The 20811-nt window shown below is 67.6% G+C and carries 24 protein-coding genes and 1 pseudogene; 13 read left to right on the forward strand and 12 right to left on the reverse strand.

Going from position 1 to position 20811, the window contains the following annotated elements; all coding sequences use genetic code 11:
• Positions 1 to 123: 123 nt before the first annotated feature.
• The 6 genes and pseudogenes from GGQ80_RS05170 to ffh all read right to left on the reverse strand — a co-directional run bounded on the left by GGQ80_RS05170 (position 124) and on the right by ffh (position 5583).
• Positions 124 to 1227 (reverse strand): calcium:cation antiporter, encoded by a 1104-nt coding sequence (locus GGQ80_RS05170; RefSeq protein WP_183982807.1) that lies wholly within the window; start codon positions 1225 to 1227, stop codon positions 124 to 126.
• Between the two features lie 80 nt (positions 1228 to 1307).
• Positions 1308 to 2957, reverse strand: a complete 1650-nt coding sequence (locus GGQ80_RS05175) for a glycosyltransferase (RefSeq protein WP_183982808.1) — start codon at positions 2955 to 2957, stop codon at positions 1308 to 1310.
• Positions 2954 to 3403, reverse strand: a pseudogene (gene rimM, locus GGQ80_RS05180) (ribosome maturation factor RimM); the annotation flags it as partial. The pseudogene rimM and the gene GGQ80_RS05175, both read right to left, overlap by 4 nt.
• Positions 3404 to 3422: 19 nt before the next feature.
• Positions 3423 to 3557 carry a hypothetical protein gene (locus GGQ80_RS18585; protein ID WP_281375327.1) on the reverse strand — a complete coding sequence of 45 codons (135 nt, stop codon included), beginning with the start codon at positions 3555 to 3557 and terminating at the stop codon, positions 3423 to 3425.
• Positions 3558 to 3611: 54 nt separating this feature from the next.
• Entirely contained in the window at positions 3612 to 4067 is a 456-nt protein-coding gene (gene rpsP / locus GGQ80_RS05185) for a 30S ribosomal protein S16 (protein ID WP_183982810.1), read from the reverse strand.
• Between the two features lie 31 nt (positions 4068 to 4098).
• Positions 4099 to 5583 (reverse strand): signal recognition particle protein, encoded by a 1485-nt coding sequence (ffh, locus tag GGQ80_RS05190; protein WP_183982811.1) that lies wholly within the window; start codon positions 5581 to 5583, stop codon positions 4099 to 4101.
• A 288-nt stretch (positions 5584 to 5871) separates the two neighbouring features.
• Between ffh and GGQ80_RS05195 the strand changes: the two genes are divergently transcribed.
• The 9 genes from GGQ80_RS05195 (at position 5872) to GGQ80_RS05235 (ending at position 13562) form a co-directional block, all read left to right on the forward strand.
• Entirely contained in the window at positions 5872 to 6192 is a 321-nt protein-coding gene (locus tag GGQ80_RS05195) for a MarR family transcriptional regulator (RefSeq protein WP_183982964.1), read from the forward strand.
• Positions 6193 to 6244: 52 nt separating this feature from the next.
• On the forward strand, positions 6245 to 6499 hold the full coding sequence (locus tag GGQ80_RS05200; RefSeq protein ID WP_183982812.1) for an SH3 domain-containing protein: 255 nt from the start codon (positions 6245 to 6247) through the stop codon (positions 6497 to 6499).
• Entirely contained in the window at positions 6496 to 7413 is a 918-nt protein-coding gene (gene argC, locus GGQ80_RS05205) for an N-acetyl-gamma-glutamyl-phosphate reductase (RefSeq protein ID WP_183982813.1), read from the forward strand. Before GGQ80_RS05200 ends, argC begins: the two co-directional genes overlap by 4 nt.
• A gap of 20 nt (positions 7414 to 7433) precedes the next feature.
• A complete protein-coding gene (gene zwf / locus GGQ80_RS05210) occupies positions 7434 to 8897 on the forward strand; it encodes a glucose-6-phosphate dehydrogenase (RefSeq protein ID WP_183982814.1) in 1464 nt (487 codons plus the stop codon).
• Between the two features lie 99 nt (positions 8898 to 8996).
• Positions 8997 to 9701 carry a 6-phosphogluconolactonase gene (gene pgl / locus GGQ80_RS05215; RefSeq protein ID WP_183982815.1) on the forward strand — a complete coding sequence of 235 codons (705 nt, stop codon included), beginning with the start codon at positions 8997 to 8999 and terminating at the stop codon, positions 9699 to 9701.
• 157 nt (positions 9702 to 9858) lie between these two features.
• A complete protein-coding gene (gene edd / locus GGQ80_RS05220) occupies positions 9859 to 11679 on the forward strand; it encodes a phosphogluconate dehydratase (protein WP_183982816.1) in 1821 nt (606 codons plus the stop codon).
• Positions 11680 to 11692: 13 nt separating this feature from the next.
• Entirely contained in the window at positions 11693 to 12658 is a 966-nt protein-coding gene (gene glk / locus GGQ80_RS05225) for a glucokinase (RefSeq protein ID WP_183982817.1), read from the forward strand.
• Positions 12655 to 13260: a bifunctional 4-hydroxy-2-oxoglutarate aldolase/2-dehydro-3-deoxy-phosphogluconate aldolase gene (gene eda, locus GGQ80_RS05230; protein ID WP_343050862.1), complete on the forward strand. Its 606-nt coding sequence runs from the start codon at positions 12655 to 12657 to the stop codon at positions 13258 to 13260. Before glk ends, eda begins: the two co-directional genes overlap by 4 nt.
• 17 nt (positions 13261 to 13277) lie before the next feature.
• Complete coding sequence (locus tag GGQ80_RS05235) at positions 13278 to 13562, forward strand: hypothetical protein (RefSeq protein ID WP_183982818.1); 285 nt, start codon at positions 13278 to 13280, stop codon at positions 13560 to 13562.
• A 195-nt stretch (positions 13563 to 13757) separates the two neighbouring features.
• On the opposite strand, the gene mltG is transcribed toward GGQ80_RS05235, so the two are convergent.
• The 3 genes from mltG to GGQ80_RS05250 all read right to left on the reverse strand — a co-directional run bounded on the left by mltG (position 13758) and on the right by GGQ80_RS05250 (position 16366).
• Entirely contained in the window at positions 13758 to 14723 is a 966-nt protein-coding gene (gene mltG / locus GGQ80_RS05240; protein ID WP_183982819.1) for an endolytic transglycosylase MltG, read from the reverse strand.
• 44 nt (positions 14724 to 14767) lie between these two features.
• Complete coding sequence (gene fabF / locus GGQ80_RS05245; RefSeq protein ID WP_183982820.1) at positions 14768 to 16024, reverse strand: beta-ketoacyl-ACP synthase II; 1257 nt, start codon at positions 16022 to 16024, stop codon at positions 14768 to 14770.
• Positions 16025 to 16129: 105 nt separating this feature from the next.
• Positions 16130 to 16366: an acyl carrier protein gene (locus GGQ80_RS05250; RefSeq protein WP_183982821.1), complete on the reverse strand. Its 237-nt coding sequence runs from the start codon at positions 16364 to 16366 to the stop codon at positions 16130 to 16132.
• Between the two features lie 112 nt (positions 16367 to 16478).
• Here GGQ80_RS05250 and GGQ80_RS05255 point away from each other — a divergent pair, with 112 nt between their 5' ends.
• Positions 16479 to 17300 (forward strand): class I SAM-dependent methyltransferase, encoded by an 822-nt coding sequence (locus GGQ80_RS05255; RefSeq protein ID WP_183982822.1) that lies wholly within the window; start codon positions 16479 to 16481, stop codon positions 17298 to 17300.
• A 60-nt stretch (positions 17301 to 17360) separates the two neighbouring features.
• Here the strand turns inward: GGQ80_RS05255 and fabG are convergent, their stop codons facing one another.
• Genes fabG through fabD form a run of 3 tightly spaced genes read right to left on the reverse strand, consistent with a single transcriptional unit; the run spans position 17361 to position 19527 of the window.
• The gene (gene fabG, locus GGQ80_RS05260) at positions 17361 to 18101 is read right to left on the reverse strand and encodes a 3-oxoacyl-[acyl-carrier-protein] reductase (protein WP_183982823.1); all 741 of its coding nucleotides are present in this window, start codon (positions 18099 to 18101) and stop codon (positions 17361 to 17363) included.
• Positions 18102 to 18119: 18 nt separating this feature from the next.
• Entirely contained in the window at positions 18120 to 18536 is a 417-nt protein-coding gene (locus GGQ80_RS05265; protein ID WP_183982824.1) for a GxxExxY protein, read from the reverse strand.
• Between the two features lie 31 nt (positions 18537 to 18567).
• A complete protein-coding gene (gene fabD / locus GGQ80_RS05270; RefSeq protein ID WP_183982825.1) occupies positions 18568 to 19527 on the reverse strand; it encodes an ACP S-malonyltransferase in 960 nt (319 codons plus the stop codon).
• Between the two features lie 192 nt (positions 19528 to 19719).
• Between fabD and GGQ80_RS05275 the strand changes: the two genes are divergently transcribed.
• From GGQ80_RS05275 to rpsR, 3 genes are all read left to right on the forward strand, one after another.
• Positions 19720 to 20067 carry an RcnB family protein gene (locus GGQ80_RS05275; RefSeq protein WP_183982826.1) on the forward strand — a complete coding sequence of 116 codons (348 nt, stop codon included), beginning with the start codon at positions 19720 to 19722 and terminating at the stop codon, positions 20065 to 20067.
• A 146-nt stretch (positions 20068 to 20213) separates the two neighbouring features.
• Positions 20214 to 20582: a 30S ribosomal protein S6 gene (rpsF, locus tag GGQ80_RS05280; RefSeq protein WP_183982827.1), complete on the forward strand. Its 369-nt coding sequence runs from the start codon at positions 20214 to 20216 to the stop codon at positions 20580 to 20582.
• A complete protein-coding gene (gene rpsR / locus GGQ80_RS05285) occupies positions 20582 to 20806 on the forward strand; it encodes a 30S ribosomal protein S18 (protein ID WP_007403456.1) in 225 nt (74 codons plus the stop codon). Before rpsF ends, rpsR begins: the two co-directional genes overlap by 1 nt.
• The last annotated feature ends 5 nt before the right edge of the window (positions 20807 to 20811 follow it).

A 20811-nucleotide genomic window follows, 5' to 3' on the forward strand; every position in this document is an offset into this window, starting at 1 on the left:
GTTCGTACCTACGGACCATCCCGCCCCCCGTTCGTGCTGAGCGAAGTCGAAGCACATACCTCAAGCGACGGGCTCGCGGCCTGTCCTTCGACTTCGCTCAGGACGGACGGGGGATAATGAACCCTACGGCACCACCGTCGTGAACAGATACGCCGCGAAGATCACCAGATGCACGACCCCCTGCAGGATGGTCGTCCGCCCTGTCCCCAGCGAGATCGTCGCCACGAACAGCGACAGCGCCAGCAGCGTGATCCCCTTCGCCCCGATCCCCAGCGCCAGCGGCAGGCCGAGGACGAGGCTGACGATCGCAACCGACGGGATCGTCAGTCCAATCGTCGCCAATGCCGATCCTAGCGCCAGGTTCAGGCTGGTCTGCAACCGGTCGCGCCGCGCCGCGCGATAGGCAGCCAGGCTCTCCGGCGCGAGCACCAGCGCCGCGATCACCACGCCGACGATCGCAAGCGGCAGTCCCGCCTCGATCAGCGCCTGCTCCACCGTCGCCGCCAGCCCCTTGGCCAGCAGTACGACCGCGACCAGCGCCGCAAGCAGGATGCCGAACGACGTCCACGCCACGGCGTTGCTCGGTGGCGCAGGCTCGTCAACCGTCTTATCGGATTCGTCCGGCAGGAAATAGCCGCGATGCCGCACCGTCTGCACCAGCACGAAGGTCCCGTAGAGGACGAGCGACATGATCGCGACGAAGACCAGCTGCGAAGTGGAATAGGTTGGCCCCGCCCCGCTCGACGTGTAGTTGGGCAGCACCAGCGTCAGCACCGCCATCGCCGCCAGCGTACACAGCGCCGCACTCGCCCCGCGCAGCGAGAAGCGCTGCTCGTGATGGGTCAGCGCGCCTGCCAACAGGCACAGCCCGACGATGCCGTTGAGGATGATCATGATCGCCGCGAACACGGTGTCGCGCGCCAGCGATGCCGCATCGCCCGAATCGGACAGCATCAGCGAGACGATCAGCGACACCTCGATCACCGTCACCGCCACCGCCAGCACCAGCGTGCCGAACGGCTCGCCGACGCGATGCGCGACGACCTCGGCGTGATGGACCGCCGCGATCACCGTGCCGATCAGGACCAGTGCCGCCGCGACGGTACCGATCAGGCCCATCTTGGCCAGCCCGATCGCGATCGCGATCAGGCCCAGCGCCGGGAACAGCACGGCCCACACGGGTTGCCCGAATCTGCCCAAGAGGCCGTTGCTCGCCACCGCCGCCATCATCGTCCCCTTCGATCGATACGCTGGGGAAATGAATTGGGGAGCATTTGGCTCCCCGTCATGGCACGTTTAACGTCCGCTCAGCCGAGCCGGACGATGCCCAGCTTGGCCAACCTGGCGATGCCGTCGACCGTCATCGCCGGCTCCTGCCGCGTCGCCAGCGCCAGGTCCGCCACCGTCCGCGGGCCGCCCCGCAACGCGCCGATCCAGGCGCCGGTAACGTCGGCTGGCGGGTTCCAGCGGTTGAGCGAGACATGCGCCGTCAGCGCCTCGAACAGCTCGACCGAAGCGCCGTCCACCAGGGTGACGCGGGTTGCCGGCTTGACGTGATGGGTGGGATAGCTGGCGAAGCTTGCTGTCGGATCGCGAAACGGGGCCGTTTCGCGTGGCGCTTGCGACAATCGGTCCGCCGTCGCCGCATCACGCGACAGCCGATCGCGCACCGCCGCCTGTTCGGCCCACAGCGCGCGATACTGGGCATAGACTACGGCCCAATCATAATCGGCCCGCGCACGCTCACGTCCCGAGGTGCCGAGTCGCCGGCGCAGGTCGGGATCGCGGATCAGCGCGGCCAGCCGATCGACCAGGACCGCCATGTCGACCGACACCGCCGTGCTCGTCTGCGATGCCTGCTGGTCGAACGTCGACGCTTCGGCCTCGTAGCGGGCGGCGACATCGAAGCCGCTGCCCGGTTGCGGTGCCCAGGTGGGCACCCGGAACCCGTCGACGCCGTCGCGCACCGTGTCGCGATAACCGTCCCAATCGCTCACGACGACCGGCAATCCCGCGGCCATCGCCTCGATCGGCGTGATGCCGAAGGTTTCCTGGATGTTGTCGGAGAGCGACACGAAGGCATCCGCCGCCGCCCAGCCGTCGCCATAGGCCGTGTCGTCGGCACCATCGACGATGATCGGGCGGACGTGCGGCGCGAACTGCGCCAGCGCCGACCGGTAAGCATCGGCAATGGCGTCGTTGAAGAACTGCCCCGCCAATAGCAGCGTCACCGGCTGCCCGGTCAGCTGCGCCGCCATGTCGAGCCCGCGCAGCATCTCGAACGGGTGCGCCTTGCCGTGGAACGACAGGCGCCCCGCGAACAGGAACACCGTCTCGTCATCGCCGATCGCCAGCCGCGATCGCGCCGCCGCACGCCGGTCGTCGTCGATGGCGAACCGAGCGGTATCGACGCCGAGCGGGATGATCGGCAGCATCGGCCCGGTCACCTGAATCCGCGTGCCGAGCCGCCAGGCGAGATAATGCGCCTCGTCGCGCGTCACCGTCTCGACGACCGCCCGCGCCGCCTTCGACGTGCAGATCAGCGCGTCCCACGGCATCACCGGCCCGGCGACGCAGTCGGCGATCATCGCGATGGCGTTGCTGCTCGACAGGGTGTGCGTGACGCCCGTGAGGAAATAGGCGTCGGGCCGCGCCCGCAGCCTCAGCCGCGCCGCACGTCCCAGCCGCGGGTCGGCGAGATGCAGACCACCGATCGAGCGAAGCGCGGCGAAACCCGGCGCCGCCACCCAGCGCGGCGTCACCGCCGCATTGATCGTCCTGACGATCTGGGCGAATACCTCCGCCGAACTGCGGCTCGGGGTGTAGCAGGCGAGCGACCCGTCCTCGGCACCCGCGACTGCCGCCCGCAAAAAGGCGCTGCCCGCCGCTCGCCGGCCCATCATCTGGTTGCCCGCCAGCGCGACGCTGTCGGGCTCGAACGTGATCGCCGGCGTCACGGCTCGACGAAGGCCGGATCGATCACCAGCCGGTCGTCGTCCCAGATCGGCACCGCTTCGGGGCGCATCGGCACCATGAAGCGCTTGCCGCCCGGCCGTTCGACCTCGATGACGTCGCCCGCGCCGAAATTATCGATCGCGACGACGACGCCCAATGCCACGCCGGCGCTGTCTTCCGCCGGCAGCCCGAGCAGGTCGGCGTGGTAATATTCGCCCTCGGCCAGCGGCGGCAGCGCGCTGCGCGGCACCGTCAGTTCGGTCCCGCGCATCGCCTCCGCAGCGGATCGATCCTTCACCTCGGCGAAGCGGGCGATCGAACCATTGTTGCCGCCGCGCAGCGACGACAGCGTGAGCGCGCCGTCGTTGAACGATCGATGCGCCGACAGGTCCTCGGCGAAGACCTTCAGCCGCACCTCGCCGCCGACGCCGTGCGCGCCGATGACGGCGGCGAGTACGACCGGCCGTTCAGCCCTGGGGCGATCCGTCGTCGGCGGGCGGCGTGTCGTCGCTGCCTTCGGCGGGGTCCTGGCTGGAGAGTCCCCGGCCGTCGGCGGGCTGGTCGTCATCGGCAGGGGTCCTGGGATCGGGGTCGTGGATCATGGCGGTCCTCCTCTCGTTACCGATCGGCAACGCGCCATGATCCGGTTTGGCTGCTTACTGCTCGGTCGTCGCTTCGGCGGGGGCGTCGCTCTCGGCGGCCGGCGTCTCGTCGGCAGCAGCCTCGGCGGGTGCGTTCTTCTCGGCCTCGGCAGCCTTCGCGGCCTCTTCGGCCTCGCGCTGCTTCTCGGCACGCTCCTCGGCGCGCTCGGTGGCCTTCTCGCCCGGCTTCGCCTTGTTCGGGTTGTTGCGCGCGGCGCGCTCACGGACGCCGGCGGCGTCGAGGAAGCGGGCGACGCGGTCGGTCGGCTGCGCGCCGTTCGACAGCCAGTGCTTCGCGCGCTCGGCGTCGAGCACGATGCGCTTCTCGTCGTCCTTCTTCAGCAGCGGGTTATAGCTGCCGATCCGCTCGATGAACTTGCCGTCGCGCGGGCTGCGCGCATCGGCGACGACGATGCGGTAATAGGGCCGCTTCTTGGAGCCGCCACGCGACAGGCGAATGCTGAGTGCCATTGTAATTATTCCTTCGTTTTCTGGTCAGTTGTTACTTTTTCTTGATGAAATTCTCGAAGCCCGGCGGCAGCTTGGGCATGCCATCGGCGCCGCCGCCGAGGCCCGGAAGCCCGCCGCCCGCCTTCTGCATCATGTCGCCCAGGTCCTGGCCGCCGATGGCGTTGCCGAGCCCGCCGAGCCCGCCCTTGCCGAGCATCGACATCATGCCCTTCAGGCCGCCCATCTTCTTGATCTTCTTCATCGCGGTCGACATTTCCTGGTGCATCTTCAGGAGCTTGTTCACCTCCTGCACCGTCGTGCCCGAACCCTTGGCGATGCGGATCTTGCGCTTGGCGTTGACCAACTCGGGCTTGGCGCGCTCCTTGGGCGTCATCGACCCGATCATCGCGTCCATGTGGATCAGCACCTTGTCGCCGCCCACCTGGCTGACCGCGGCCTGCGCCTTCTTCATCCCCGGCATCATGCCGGCGAGCGCACCCAGGCCACCCATACGGCGCATCTGCTGCAGCTGCGCGCGCAGGTCGTTCATGTCGAACTGGCCCTTGGCAAGCCGGTTCGCCATCCGCTCGGCGTCTTCCTGCTGGATCGACTCCGCGGCACGCTCGACCAGGCTGACGACGTCGCCCATGCCCAGGATGCGACCCGCGACGCGGCTCGGATGGAACGCCTCGAGCGCATCCAGCTTCTCGCCGGTACCCGCGAACTTGATCGGCTTGCCGGTGACCGCGCGCATCGACAGCGCCGCGCCGCCGCGGGCGTCGCCGTCCATCCGGGTCAGCACGACGCCGGTCAGCGGCACCTGGTCGGAGAAGTTCTGCGCGACGTTGACCGCGTCCTGGCCGGTCAGCGAATCGACGACGAGCAGGATCTCGTTGGGGGTCGCGATGTCGGCGACCGCCTTCATCTCGTCCATCAGCGCCTGGTCGACGTGCAGGCGACCCGCCGTGTCGAGCATCAGCACGTCGAAGCCCTGCAGCTTCGCCGCCTGCATCGCGCGCCGGGCGATGTCGACCGGCTGCTGTCCCGCCACGATCGGCAGCGTCGCCACCTCGATCTGCGTGCCCAGCGTCGCCAGCTGCTCCTGCGCCGCCGGGCGATTGACGTCGAGCGACGCCATCAGCACCTTCTTGCGGTCGCGCGACGTCAGCCGCTTGGCGATCTTCGCCGTCGTCGTCGTCTTGCCCGAGCCCTGCAGGCCGACCATCATCACCACCGCGGGCGGGGTGACGCCGATCTCCAGCTCGCTCTCGTCCGCGCCGAGCATCTCGACCAGCGCATCGTTGACGATCTTGACGACCTGCTGCCCCGGCGTGACCGAGCGCAGCACGTTCTGGCCGATCGCCGCCTCGGTCGCCCTGTCGACGAACTGGCGGGCGACGGGCAGCGCCACGTCCGCCTCGAGCAGCGCGACGCGCACCTCGCGCATCGCGGCGCGCACGTCCGACTCGGTCAGCGCACCACGACCGCGCAGGCGGTCGAACACGCCTCCCAACCGGTCGCTCAGGCTTTCGAACATTCGCTTTTACCTCGACACACGAGCCGCCAAACACAAAAGCGCCGGCGGGCGAAACCTCGCCGGCCAGCGTGCACCCGTGGGCGCTCATCGATCACGTTCTGCGACAGAACAGCGAGGTCATTAGCTGGGTACGCCCCCGAACGCAAGTCAACGCCGGCCAAGCTTTGTCACCGGTCGCCCGCAACCCGTGGCGATTCACGGCGTTATGTCACCGAAACGACGCCCGTCAGAGGCGAAGATGGAACAGCAAACGTGGCAGCAGCAGAGGCGCAAACGCTCGCGGTGTGGATGTCGACCCTGGTCGACTATGTCCGCTCTGGTGAGCCCGATCTGACCAACCGCCAGATGGCGCTTCTTCTGCTCGTCTACCTCAAACCCGGCCCCCACACCGTCCGCGGCCTGGCCCGCGCGCTGAACGTCTCGAAGCCCGTCGTGACGCGCGCCTTGAATAGGCTGGGCGCGCTCGGCTATCTGCGCCGCCAACGCGACGACAGCGACAAGCGTAACATCTTCGTCGCTCGCACATCCGAAGGGGCAGAGTTTCTTGAAGAATTCGGGCAATTCCTCGGGGTTGGCGAGCATCCCCAGCGAAGCAGGGCCCTCGCGTAAGGCGTTCGCGCTGACCGGTCGCTCCGCCGATCTCGATCCTCGGACGCATGCCGTGCGCGGCGATCTCGCCGATGTTCGTCTCGCCGAATACGTATTCGCCCCACACTACGCCTCGCCGATGATGTGCATCGCATCCCGCGCCGCATCGCTTCATGCCGAGCGCAACGGTGTCGAGATCGTCGGCCAGATCGTCCCCGGCGACCGGTTCGAGGTGTTGGAGCTGGCAGGCGGCAACGCCTGGGGGATCGCCGTCGGCCCCGGCCTCGTCGGCTATCTCGATCGTACCGTATTGGAGCTGGAGGCATGACCGCTACCGTCTTCATCGATGGCGCCGCCGGCACGACCGGTCTGGAGATTCGCGAGCGGCTGGCCGAGCGTGCGGACCTCAGCGTCGTCACCCTGCCCGACGACAAGCGCAAGGATGCCGAGGCCCGGCGCCAGGCGCTCAACGACGCCGATTTCGTCATCCTCTGCCTGCCCGACGAGGCGGCGCGCGAGGCGGTGGCGCTGATCGCGAACCCCCGCACCCGGGTGATCGACGCCTCCTCCGCACATCGTGTCGCCGATGGCTGGACCTATGGCTTCCCCGAACTGGGCTTCGACGTCGCCGGCGCCGCCCGCGTCTCGAACCCCGGCTGTTACCCCACCGGCTTCCTCGCGTCCGTCGCGCCGCTGGTCCGTGCCGGGCTGGTCCCTGCCGACTGGCCTCTGACCGTCAATGCGATCTCGGGCTATTCGGGCGGCGGCAAGGCGCTGATCGAACGCTTCGAGGGTGACGACAGCCTCGCCTTCCGCGATTATGGCTTCAGCCTCGCGCACAAGCATCTGCCGGAAATGCAGCGCCATGCCGGGCTTTTGTATCCGCCCGTCTTCGCGCCGATGGTCGCCCGCTCGTTCCGCGGCATGATCGTTGAAGTGCCGCTGTCGCTCGCCGCGTTGCCGGCCAAGCCGACGCGCGCCGCGATCCTGGACACGCTGCATCAGGCCTTCGACGGCCAGCCGCTGGTCCACGTGATCGCCGACCAGCCCGACGAACTGCTGATGACGACCGCCGGTGAACGAACCGACCGGCTCGACCTCTACGTCTTCGCCGACAAGGCCGATGCCCAGGCCCGCCTCGTCGCGCGGCTCGACAATCTCGGCAAGGGTGCCGGCGGCGCCGCCGTCCAGAACCTGAACCTCATGGCGGGTCTCGATCCGCTCGCCGGACTGATCCTCTGATGCCCCACCAAGGAGCGACCATGCAGCGCAATCCCGTCAGCAAGCTCCTCCTGTTCGGCGCGACGGGCGACCTGTCGCAGCGCATGCTGCTGCCGTCGCTCTACGCGCTGCATGCCGACAAGCTGCTGCCCGACGGCCTGACGATCACCGGCTCGGCACGGTCCGACTATGACGATGCGGGCTTTCGCGATTTCGCCAAGCAGGCTCTCGACAAGTTCCTGCCCGACGACCGCAAGGACGAAAGCGCGGTCGGCAGCTTCCTCGAACGGCTCCAGTTCCAGCCGTGCGACCTGTCCGATTCAAACAGCTTCCAGCCGCTCGCTGACAAGATCGGCGATATTTCGGGCGGGCTCGCCATCTACCTGTCGACCGCGCCGTCGCTGTTCGAATCGGCGGTGGAGGGGCTGGAGAAGGTCGGGCTGACCGCGGGCACCGTGCGCATCGCGCTCGAAAAGCCTCTCGGCTACGACCTCGCCTCGTCGATCGAGATCAACGACACCGTGGCGCGCGTCTTCCCTGAGGATCGCATCTTCCGCATCGACCATTATCTCGGCAAGGAGACGGTGCAGAACATCCTCGCGCTGCGCTTCGGCAACAGCTTCTTCGAGCCGGTGTGGAACAGCAGCGGCATCGACAACGTCCAGATCACGATCGGCGAGACCGTCGGGCTCGAGGACCGCGCCGGCTATTACGAGGGCGCCGGCGCGCTGCGCGACATGGTCGCGAACCACATGCTCCAGCTGGTCGCGCTGATCGCGATGGAGCCGCCCGCCCGCTATGACGGCACCGCGATCCGCGACGAAAAGGCCAAGGTTTTCCGCTCGCTGCGCAAGATCACGCCCGACAAGGTGGCGCAGGACACCGTCACCGGCCAGTATGAAGAGGGTGCGGTAGGCGGCAAGGTCGTCAAGGGCTATGACGAAGAGCTCGGCAAGGACAGCGACACCGAGACGTTCGTTGCGATCAAGGCGCATGTCGACAACTGGCGCTGGCAGGGCGTGCCCTTCTACCTTCGCACGGGCAAGCGCATGGCGAAGCGCCGCAGCGAGATCGCGATTCAGTTCAAGCCGGTGCCCCATTCGATGTTCTCGGGGCGCGGCGGCATCCTCCAGCCCAACATGCTCATCATCCGCCTCCAGCCGGAGGAATATATCCAGATGCTGGTGATGGCGAAGGAGCCCGGCCTCGACCGCGAGGGCGTGAAGCTGCGCGAGGTACCGCTGACGCTCAACATCGACGCCGCCTTCGCCGGCAGCCGCCGCCGCATCGCGTACGAGCGGTTGATGCTCGACCTGATCGACGGCGACCAGACGCTCTTCGTCCGCCGCGACGAGGTGGAAGCGCAGTGGCAGTGGATCGACGCGATCCGCGAGGGCTGGACGGCGAACGGCACCAAGCCCAAGCATTATCCCGCCGGCAGCTGGGGCCCCTCCGCCGCGATCGCCCTGACCGAGCGCGACGGGGTGACCTGGCAGGACGATTGATCTCCCCTCCCCCCGTTCGTGTCGAGCGAAGTCGAGACACCTTGGCGCGCCATGTCCCTCGACTTCGCTCGGGACGAACGGAAAATTGAGTAGAATGACATGACCGAAATCGAATGGTGGGAATATGACGACGCCGCCGAACTGGCAGCTGCCGTCGCCGGCGACATCCAGTTCGTCATCGAAAGCGCGCTCGACGCGCGCGGCTCGGCGGTGATCGCACTGGCGGGGGGCAGGACGCCCTTCCCCGCCTATGAGAAGCTGGCCCAGGCCAAGCTCGACTGGAAGAAGGTGACGATCGTTCCCAGCGACGAGCGCATCGTTCCGCTCGGCGACCCCAAGTCGAACGTCACCGGACTCGCCAAGATCTTCCTGCCGAAGGGCGCGCGCGTCATGCCGATCGTCCCCGCGGCGACCGACGACTACAAGGCGGCGGGCCGATCGGCCGATGCGCTGATGCAGGATCTGCACTGGCCGCTCGACCTGTGCCTGCTCGGCGTCGGCGGCGACGGCCACACCGCGTCGATCTTCCCCGGCCCCGACTTCGACGAGGCGCTGAACGGCCCGCGCGAGCGCCGCGCGCTCGGCGTGATGCCCGATCCGCTGCCGCCCGAGGCGCCCTTTCCGCGTGTCACCCTATCGCGCGCCGCGATCGCGGCCTCCAAGGCGCTGATGATCATGATCACCGGCCAGGACAAGCGCGACGTGCTGGAAAAGGCGATCGACCAGGGCGTCTCGTCCGCCTATCCGATCGGCCGCATCCTCGCCGACGTCGAGCTGCCCGTCGACATTCACTGGGCACCGTAAAGCCTCCCCGTTCGTCCCGAGCGCAGTCGAGGGACATGACGCACGCGACCGGCAGCGTGTCTCGACTGCGCTCGACACGAACGGATAGGAGACGAATACGTATTCGCCCGCACGCCGCCTTCGACAATCGCGCCCCAACCGGAGTAAGAGCCCGGCGATGCCGACCCTCCATACCACCATCGCCGCCGTCACCGACCGCATCGTCGAGCGCTCGCGCCCGACCCGTTCGGCCTATCTCGCACTGATGGACGACGAGGCGGAGCGCGGTATCCGCCGGCCGCAACTCGGCTGCGCCAACCTCGCCCACGCCTATGCGGGGACCGAGGAGGACCGCGACGCGCAATGCGCCGCGACGGGAATGAACATCGGCATCGTCACCGCCTACAACGACATGCTGTCGGCGCATGCGGTCTATTATCGTTATCCCGAGCAGATGAAGGTGTGGGCGCGCGAGGCCGGGGCGACCGCGCAGGTCGCCGGCGGCGTTCCCGCGATGTGCGACGGCGTGACCCAGGGCTATGCCGGCATGGAGCTGTCGCTGTTCAGCCGCGACACCATCGCGCTGTCGACCGCGGTCGCGCTCAGCCACGGGACGTTCGAGGGCGCGGCGCTGCTCGGCATCTGCGACAAGATCGTTCCCGGCCTCATCATGGGCGCGCTGCGCTTCGGCCATCTGCCGATGATTCTGATCCCCGGCGGCCCGATGCCCTCGGGCCTGCCCAACAAGGCGAAGGCCGCCGTCCGCGAACGCTATGCGGAAGGGAAGGCGGGCCGCGAGGAACTGCTCGGCGCCGAGATCCAGGCCTATCACGGCAAGGGCACCTGCACCTTCTACGGCACCGCCAACACCAACCAGATGATGATGGAGGTGATGGGCCTGCACATGCCTGGCGCCGCCTTCGTCAATCCCGGCACAAAGCTGCGCCAGGCGCTGACCCGCGCCGCGGTCCACCGGCTGGCGGCGATCGGCGCGCGCGGCGACGACTATCGCCCGCTCGGCCGCTGCATCGACGAGCGTGCGGTGGTCAACGCCGCGGTCGGCCTGCTCGCGACGGGTGGCTCGACCAACCACCTGCTCCACCTGCCGGCGATGGCGCGCGCCGCGGGAATCGTCATCGACTGGGAGGATTTCGATCGCCTCTCGGGCGCCGTTCCGCTGATGGCGCGCGTCTATCCCAACGGCTCGGCCGACGTGAACGGGTTCGAGGCGGCGGGCGGCATGGCGTTCGTCATCCGCGAACTGCTGGGCGAAGGCCTGCTGCACGGTGACATCCTGACCGTCGCTGGCGACGGCCTGGCCGCCTATGGCGAAAAGCCCTACCTCGATGGCGATACGCTCGTCTGGCGTGATCCGGGTGCCACCGGCGACGATACCATCCTTCGCCCCGCCGCCAGCCCCTTCGCCCCCGATGGCGGCATGCGCATCCTCCAGGGCAATATCGGCCGCGCCTGCATCAAGGTGTCGGCGGTCGAGCGCGAGCGCTGGGTCGTCGAGGCGCCCGCCCGCGTGTTCGAGGACCAGTCCGACGTCCTCGCCGCGTTCAAGGCGGGCGATCTGGAGCAGGACGTCGTCGTCGTCGTCCGCTTCCAGGGTCCGCGCGCCAACGGCATGCCCGAGCTGCACAAGCTGACCCCCCCGCTCAGCGTCCTCCAGAACCGCGGCTTCCAGGTGGCGCTCGTCACCGATGGCCGCATGTCGGGCGCCAGCGGCAAGGTGCCCGCCGCGATCCACGTCTCGCCCGAGGCGCTCGGCGGCGGCGCGATCGGCCTGATCCGCGACGGCGACCTGATCCGCATCGACGCCAACGCCGGCACGCTCGACGCGCTCGTCGACCCCGCCGAATGGGCGGCGCGCGAACAAGCTCCCGCCCCCGCCCCGGCGAGCGGCATGGGCCGCGAACTCTTCGGCCTGTTCCGCGGCCATTCGGACGAAGCGGAAAAGGGCGCGTCTGCGATCCTCGCCGGCGGCGGTATGTAGGGAGGCTATCGACATGCAGATCGTCTCAGTCGACATCGGTGGCACACACGCCCGCTTCGCCCTCGCCGAGGTCGAGAACGGCCGCGTCGTCCATCTCGGCGAGCCCGTCACCCAGAAGACCGCCGAGCACGCCAGCCTCCAGACCGCGTGGCAGGCGTTCGAACAGAGCGTCGGCCGGCCGCTGCCGCGTGCGGCGGGCATCGCCGTCGCCTCGCCGATCACCGGCGACGTCATCCGCCTGACCAACAACCCCTGGATCATCCGCCCGTCGCTGATCACCGAGCGGCTGAACGTCGACGAGTGGGTGTTGATCAACGACTTCGGCGCCGTGGGCCATGCCGTCGCCCAGGTGCCCGACGACAATTTCATTCATCTGTGCGGACCCGACGTGCCCCTGCCGCCGCTCGGCGTCACCACCGTTTGCGGTCCGGGCACCGGGCTGGGCGTCGCGCAGGTGCTGCGCACCGACGCCGGCTATTTCGTGCTGGAGACCGAGGGCGGCCACGTCGATTTCGCCCCGCTCGACGGCATCGAGGACGCCTTCGTCAAGCGCCTGCGCCGCACCTTCACCCGCGTCTCGACCGAGCGGATCTGCTCGGGGCCCGGCATCGTCGCCATCTACGAGACGCTGGCAGAGCTCGAAGGCCGGGCCGTCCCCAGTCGCGACGACAAGACGATCTGGACCGAGGCGCTGGAGGGCACCGATTCGATCGCGCTCGCCGCGCTCGATCGCTTCTGCCTCGCGCTCGGCGCGGTCGCGGGCGACCTCGCGCTGACTCACGGCGCGAAGGGCGTCGTGATCGCCGGCGGCCTGGGCCTGCGCATCAAGGACAAGCTGATCCGCTCCGGCTTCGACCAGCGCTTCGTCGCCAAGGGCCGGTTCCAGTCGATGATGGCCGCGCTGCCGGTCAAGCTCATCACCCATCCGCAGCCGGGCCTCTTTGGCGCCGCGGCTGCCTTCGCGCAGAGGCACACGTGACCGACATCGCCACCATCATGCAGACCAGCCCCGTCATTCCGGTGCTGGTGATCGACGACGCCGCCACCGCCAAGCCGCTCGCCGAGGCGCTCGTCGCGGGCGGTCTGCGCGTCCTCGAGGTGACGATGCGCACCCCCGCCGCGCTCGACGCTATCCGCGAGATGAAGAAGGTGCCGGGCGCGATCGTCGGCGCCGGCACCGTCGTCAACACCGACCAGTTCGAACAGGTGATGGCCGAGGATGCCGAATTCATCGTTTCCCCCGGCCTGTCCGACCGGCTGGGCCAAGCGATCGTCGGCAGCCGCGTTCCGTTCCTGCCCGGCGTCGCCACCGCGGGGGACATCATGCGCGGGCTTGACCTTGGCCTGACCCACTTCAAATTCTTCCCGGCGGAAACGTCGGGCGGCCTCAAGGCGCTCAAGGCGCTCGCCGCGCCCTTCCACCAGTGCCGCTTCTGCCCCACCGGCGGCATCACCGAGGCGAGCGCACCCGAGTGGCTGGGCTTCGGCCCGGTGCTCTGCGTCGGCGGCAGCTGGGTGACCGGTGGCACCATGGCAGAAGTCGAAGCGAAGGCACGTGTCGCGGCGGCGCTTCCCCGCTAAGGCATCAGGGGCGGCCGATGGGACGGACGACCGATTTCGACATCCTGCTCGATCCGGATGGTATCCTCCATATACGGATCGACGGTGTCTGGACGCGCGCTGAGGTCGACGCCTTCTTTGCCGCGCTCGTGCCCTATCACGCCACCGCCCGGGCGGCGCATGGGCGTGTGCTCACCCTCGTCACCGTCGCGTCGATCCAGTCGCCGCTGGTTGCGCTCCACGTTCGCGATCATGCGCTCGCGATCAAGGGCCCACGGGACCGCACCGCGATGGTGATCGCGACGATGCTCTCGAAGCTCTAGATCAAGCGCCTCGCCAGCAACGAGAATTTCGCTCTGTTTACCGAGCCGGAGGCAGCGCTGGCGTGGCTTCGCAGCCCCCAGCATGTAGCCGGCGATGCTGACTGAAGACCGCAAAAAGCGTCGGGTGTCAGCTTATCGCCGCCCATCAGCCGCAGGCGATAGCCGCTCACTGACATGACGATGGGAGGACGAACCTCACATCTCCCCGCGCGACCGCCGGATCGCATACCACTTCTGCACATTGGCATTATGCTGGGCGAGCGTGTCGGCGAACACATGGCCGCCGGTCCCATCGGCGACGAAATACAGCGCCTGGCTCTGCGCCGGGGCCAGCACCGCGTCGATGCTTGCACGCCCCGGATTGGCGATCGGCCCCACCGGCAGGCCGGCGCTGGCGTAGGTGTTGTATCCGTTCTTCGCGCGCAGCTCCGACTGGCGGATGCGCCGGCCGAGCGGGCGGCCCTTGGTGATCGGATAGATCACCGTCGGATCGGCCTGTAGCGGCATCCCCAGCCGCAAGCGGTTGGCATAGACGGCGGCGACGGTCGGCCGCTCGGCGGGCTTGCCTGTTTCCTTCTCGACGATCGAGGCGAGGATGATCGCCTCGCGCGGCGTCTTCACGACGATGTTCGGCTTGCGCTTCCTCCAGGCGGCGGCGAGATAGTCGCTCATCGCCTTCTGCATGCGCTGCGCCACCGATGCCCGCGTCGCGCCGCGTTCATAGGCATAGCTGTCGGGCAGCACCGATCCCTCGGCCAGCACCGGCACCGGGCCGGTCAGCCCATCGGCGCGGCGAAGCGCGTCCTCTACCAGCACCGACGGATAGCCTTCGGGCACCGCGACCAGCCGCTGGCGGACCTTGCCCTCTTCCAGCAGCTTCAGGATATCGGCCTGACTGGCGTGGGCCGGGATCAGATACTCGCCAGCCTTAACCGGCGCGCCCGTGCCGAACACGCGGCTGAACAGTCGGAACCTGCTGGCCGAGCGAATTGCCCCCGCCTTCTCCAGCTCGTTCGCCGCCCGTGCGAAACTGGCGCCCGCCGGCACCACCACCGTCGTGTCGCGCGGCACGGGGCCGTTCCCTGCCCACATGTTGGTCGCCACCAGCGCGCCGATGACCAGCAGGGCGACGAGCAGGACGAGGCATCCGAACTTACGCATCAATTCACCCCGGCCATCCCGGCACAATGCCGGGATCGATCAGATCAGATCGCCTTCATCACCAGCGACGCATTGGTGCCGCCGAAGCCGAACGAATTGTTCAGCACCGCCTTCACCTCACGCTTCTTGGCCTTGAGCGGGACCAGGTCGACACCCTCCGTCCCCTCGTCGGGGTTGTGCAAATTCAGCGTCGGCGGGACGATCTGGTCGCGCAGTGCCAGGATGCAGAAGATGCTCTCGACCGCGCCGGCACCGCCAAGCAGATGCCCGATCGCCGACTTGGTGCTCGACATCGAGGCACCCGACAGGTCGTCGCCGAACACACGCTTCGCCGCCGCCAGCTCGATCGTGTCGGCCATCGTCGAGGTGCCGTGGGCGTTGATATAGTCGATGTCCGACGGCTCCATCCCCGCCTTGCGCAGCGCCATGCGCATCGCGTTCTCGGCGCCCTTGCCCTCGGGATGCGGCGCGGTGACGTGATAGGCGTCGCCCGACAGGCCGTAACCGACGACCTCGGCATAGATCTTCGCGCCGCGCGCCTTGGCGTGCTCATATTCCTCGAGCACGACGACGCCCGCGCCCTCGCCCATCACGAAGCCGTCGCGATCCTTGTCGTACGGCCGGCTCGCCTCGGTCGGCCGATCGTTCATGCTCATGTTGAGCGCGCGTGCCTGGGCAAAGCCGGCGACGCCGAGCGGGTTGACGGTGCTCTCCGCACCGCCCGCCAGCATGATGTCGGCGTCATCGTCCTTGATCATCCGTGCCGCGTCGCCGATCGAATGCGCGCCCGTCGAGCAGGCGGTGACCACCGCATGGTTGGGGCCCATCAGGCCGTATTTGATCGACACCTGGCCGCTGATAAGGTTGATCAGCCGACCGTGGACGAAATGCGGGCTGACCCGGCCGGGACCGCGCTCGTGCAGGTTGATCGATTCGATCTCGATCCCAGGCAGGCCGCCGATGCCCGATCCGATCGACACGCCGGCACGCAGCTTCGTCGCCTCGTCCATCTCGGTCAGCCCGGCATCCTCGAGCGCCTGGCCGGCGGCATCGATGCCATAGATGATGAAGGGATCGACCTGGCGCTGGATCTTGTGATCGACGCGCTTGTCGGGATCGAAGCCGTATTCGTGATCCTTGGGCTTCACCTCGCACGCGATGGTACACTTCTGGCCCGTGGTGTCGAAGCGGGTGATCGTCCCCGCGCCGGACTTGCCGGCGATGATATTGGCCCAGGCGGTTTCGACATTCGCACCAAGGGGGGTGACCAGGCCGAGGCCGGTGACGACAACGCGCCGCATGCTTCTCTCCGATGTCCTTATAACGAAACGGCTCCCCGCCCTTTTAGCCCGGACGGGGAGCCGTTCAAATACTGCCCGCGAACGGGCTGGGTGATCCCGAGGGAATCAGCCCTTGTTCTCGTCGATGTAGGTGATCGCGTCCTTGACGGTCGTGATCTTCTCGGCTGCATCGTCGGGGATCTCGACGCCGAATTCCTCCTCGAACGCCATCACCAGCTCGACGATGTCGAGGCTGTCAGCACCCAGATCGTCGATGAAGCTGGCGTCCTCGGTCACCTTGTCGGCCTCGACGCCGAGATGCTCGACGACGATCTTCTTCACGCGGTCGGCGGTCTCGCTCATGTGTAAACGTCCCTCTGCTTGGGTATTGCTGATTGATGAACGCCCGTAGAACGCCCTTTGCCTCGGCGCAAGCGGGGGTGACGAACGTTTCGCCGCCGATTATGGGCAGGCCATGACTTCCAGCAACCCCGTTTCGCTCGATGCGCTGCCGCCCTCCATGTTCTGGACGCCAGAGGATTTTCGCCCGTCCAGCTGGCTCGGCCACATCCCCTTCGCCTTCTGGATCGTCGACGCGCTGCGCCCGCGCTCGATCGTCGAACTGGGGACGTGGCACGGAATGAGCTATCTCGCCTTTTGCCAGGCGGTGAAGACTCTGGGGCTCGACACCTGGACGGTCGCGGTCGACACCTGGCAGGGCGATCACCAGGCCGGCTCGCTCGACCCGGAGGCCTACACGTCGCTGCGGGCCGCGCACGATCCCAAATACTCCGCTTTCTCGCGCCTGCTGCGCTGCACCTTCGACGAGGCGCTGAACCAGGTCGAGGACGGGTCGGTCGACCTGCTTCATATCGACGGGCTCCACACCTATGACGCGGTGAAGCACGATTTCGAAAGCTGGTTTCCCAAGCTGTCGGACCGGGCGGTGGTGCTGTTCCACGACACCTACGAAACCCATGCCGACTTCGGCGTGCATCGGTTCTGGGCAGAGGTGGCGGCGAGCTATCCCCACCTAGAATTCCATCACGAGCATGGGCTGGGCGTGCTCGGCGTCGGCGCCAACCTGCCTGACACGGTGCGCTCGCTGCTGACCGACGCGACGCGGCAGGATGCGGCGCGGGCTGCGTTCAGCCGGCTGGGCGAAGGGTTCGAGCGCCGCCAGGTCGAGAACGAGCTGCGCGGCAAGCTGCGCTACATCCGTAACCGCCGACTGATGCGCTGGGGCCGCACCGTGCGTGAAAAGGTGCTGCGGCGTCCCAGCACCGCGATGGAATGAGGCGATCAAGACGGGGTGCGGCACCATTTAGCGCCGCGCCCTCGTTCCGATGGCGACGGATCAGATCATCGCCATGCCGCCGTTGACATGAATCGTCTGGCCGGTGACGTAACCTGCCTCCTTCGACGCGAGATACACGACCGCGGCGCCGATATCCTCGCCCGTGCCCAGGTCGCCGGCAGGGATCCGCCCAAGCAGCGCGGCCTTCTGTGCATCGGGCAGCACGTCGGTCATCGCCGAGCGGATGAAGCCCGGCGCGACGCAATTTACCGTGATGTTGCGGCTGGCCAGTTCCTGCGCCAGCGCCTTCGACATGCCGACCAGTCCCGCCTTCGACGCGGCGTAATTCGCCTGCCCCGGGTTGCCCGTCTGGCCGACGACCGAGGTGACCGAGACGACACGGCCAAAGCGCTGCTTCATCATCGGCTTCGCTGCCGCGCGGACCAGCCGGAACGCCGCCTCCAGATTGACGCGGATCACCTGATCCCACTCGTCGTCCTTCATCCGCATCGCCAGATTGTCGCGCGTCACCCCGGCGTTGTTGACGAGGATGTCGAGCCGCCCGCCCAGCGCCTCGACGGCCGCAGGCACCAGCCCGTCGACCGAGGCGCCGTCCGACAGGTTCGCGACGACCGCGACGTGATCCCCGCCCAGCTCGTGGCGAAACGCCTCCAGCTTCTCGGCATTCGACCCCGACACCGCCAGCCGAGCCCCCTGCCCCGCCAACGCCTTCGCGATCGCCGATCCGATCCCCCCCGAGGCCCCGGTGACGAGGGCGGTCATGCCTGTAAGGTCGAACATCATTCTAGCTCCAAAGATTTATAATTCGCGCAGAGGCGCGAAGGACGCAGAGGGCTTATAGTTGTTGACGAGCCGACGAACGCCCTCTCTGAGCGTTTCACCGCCAAAGTTGATAAGCAACCCTAAGGGTTGCTTGGTCAGGCGCAGATAGGTGAGCAGCTGCTTGGCATGAATCGGCATGATCCTCTCAACGGATTTGATTTCCACGAGGAGGCGCTCATCCACCAGCAGATCGATCCGAAATGCGTTATCGATCTCGATGCCGTCGAAGCGCAGCGTGACCGCGCGCTGGCGCGCGATCCGGTATCCCATCTTCTCCAATCGCGCCGCAAGCAGCTGCTCATAAACGCTTTCGAGCAATCCAGGGCCGAGCTCGCGATGAAGGCGAAGCGCCACATCGATGACGTCTCCACTGATCGCATCGAGATCCCGCATCTCTGCGCTCTCTGCGCCTCTGCGCGAAAAATCAAAGCGTCTTCGCCAAAGCCTCGATATCGTCCATCGACACCACGCTGGTCACCGTTGCGTCGGGCGCGATGCGCTTGACCATCGGGCCGAGCACCTTGCCGCCGAATTCGACGAACTCGCTCACCCCCTCGGCCGCCATCGCCGCGACCGATTCGCGCCAACGGACCATCCCCGTCACCTGCGCCACCAGCGAGGTGCGGATCGCGCCGGGATCGCTTAGCGGTGCGGCATCGACGTTGGCGTAGACGGGTACCAACGGCGCACGCAGATCGGTGTCGACCAGCGCGTTGTCCATCGCATCGGCGGCGTCCTGCATCAGCGGGCAGTGGAACGGCGCCGACACCGGCAGCAGCACCGCGCGCTTCGCCCCCAGCTCCTTCGCCAGCGCCACCGCCCGTTCGATCGCCAGGCGATGGCCGGAGATCACCACCTGCGACGGATCATTGTCGTTGGCGACGGTGCACACCAACGGCTGCCCGCCCTCCGCCAGGATCGAATCGACCGCGGCACCCGCGATCGTCTGCGCCAGCGCCAGGTCGGCGCCCAGCAGCGCCGCCATCGCGCCCTCACCCACCGGCACCGCCGCCTGCATCGCCTGCCCGCGCAGCTTCAGCAGCCGCGCCGTCGTCGCCAGGTCCAGTGCCTCCGCCGCGCACAGCGCGCTATACTCGCCCAGACTGTGCCCGGCGACGTAATCCGCCTTGTCCGCCAGCCGGATACCGCCCTCGCCCGACAGCACGCGCAGCACCGCGATCGAATTCGCCATGATCGCCGGCTGCGCATTCTCGGTCAGCGTCAGCGCATCCGCCGGCCCTTCCCACATGATCCGCGACAGCGACTGGCCGAGCGCTTCGTCGACTTCCTCGAACACCGCGCGGGCCGCCGGCGAGGCATCGGCCAGCGCCTTGCCCATGCCGACCGCTTGGCTGCCCTGGCCCGGAAAAATGAATGCGCGCATGGATCTCTCCTGTTGAATGGCGCGAGGGCCTAGGTGCGCCGCACCGTCAACGCAACCTGAACGAAGCCGCCCGCCGTGCGACAATATGCGACCATTTCGCCGCCGTCATGCAACGGGTCTGCGACATGTGGTTTCCATCTTCCTATCAGGACGCCGCTTTCTCAGGCGCCTGAAGATTAAGGGAGAAATGTGATGAAGACGCTCATTCTCGGAACGCTGGCCGCGCTGGTCGCCGCCGCCCCGATCGCCACCGCTGCCGATGCGCAGGCGCGCCAGACCACCACGACGACGGTCAAGCGCGGCCCCGGCGGGCGTGAGGTCGTGACCCAGCGCACCGTCACCCGCGGCAACGGCTATGCCTGGCGTACCGGCGAGCGCTTCGATCGCAAGCGCGCGCAAAACTATCGCCGCATCACCGAATATCGCACCTATCGCCTCGCCGCCCCGCAGCGTGGCTGGTACTGGGCGCGTTCGGGCCGCGACGCGGTGCTGGTCCGTCCGAACGGCACGATCGCTCAGGTCCGCCGCGGCGCGTTCTAAGCGACCTTGCAAAATCGACGCGTTCGGGTAAGAGCGCGTCCACCGGGGCGGTAGGGCATGTTCCTGCCGCCCCGCTCTTATTGGAACGACAGCCGGAGGGGCATGGCATGGGGCCATGTCAGCGATCGGCCAACGAAGGACAGGACATGGCTCATTACGAGCACGTGTTCCTTGCGCGCCAGGACCTGGCACAGGCGCAAGTGGACGCGCTGGCGGAAGCCGCCACCAAGATCGTCGAGGATCATCAGGGCAAGGTCACGAAGACCGAGACCTGGGGCCTGCGCAGCCTTGCGTATCGCATCTCGAAGAACCGCAAGGCTCACTATGTGATGCTCGAGATCGACGCACCCGGCGATACCGTCGCCGAGCTGGAGCGTCAGGCCGGCATCAACGAAGACATCATCCGCTACATGACCATCAAGGTCGACGAGGCCGAGGCCGGCCCGTCGGTGATGATGCGCAAGCAGGAGCGCGATCGCGAGCGCGGTCGTCGCCGTGAAGAGGAGAACGCATAATGGCTCGTCCCTTCTTCCGCCGCCGCAAGTCGTGCCCGTTCAGCGCCAAGGATGCGCCCCGGATCGACTACAAGGACGTCCGCCTGCTCCAGGGCTTCGTGTCCGAGCGTGGCAAGATCGTGCCGTCGCGCATCACCTCGGTGAGCGCCAAGAAGCAGCGCGAGCTGGCCCAGGCGATCAAGCGCGCCCGCCATCTCGGCCTGCTGCCCTACGTGGTGAAGTGAGGAGA

The organism is Sphingomonas jinjuensis (assembly GCF_014197105.1).
In the GTDB taxonomy this organism is placed as follows: domain Bacteria; phylum Pseudomonadota; class Alphaproteobacteria; order Sphingomonadales; family Sphingomonadaceae; genus Sphingomonas; species Sphingomonas jinjuensis.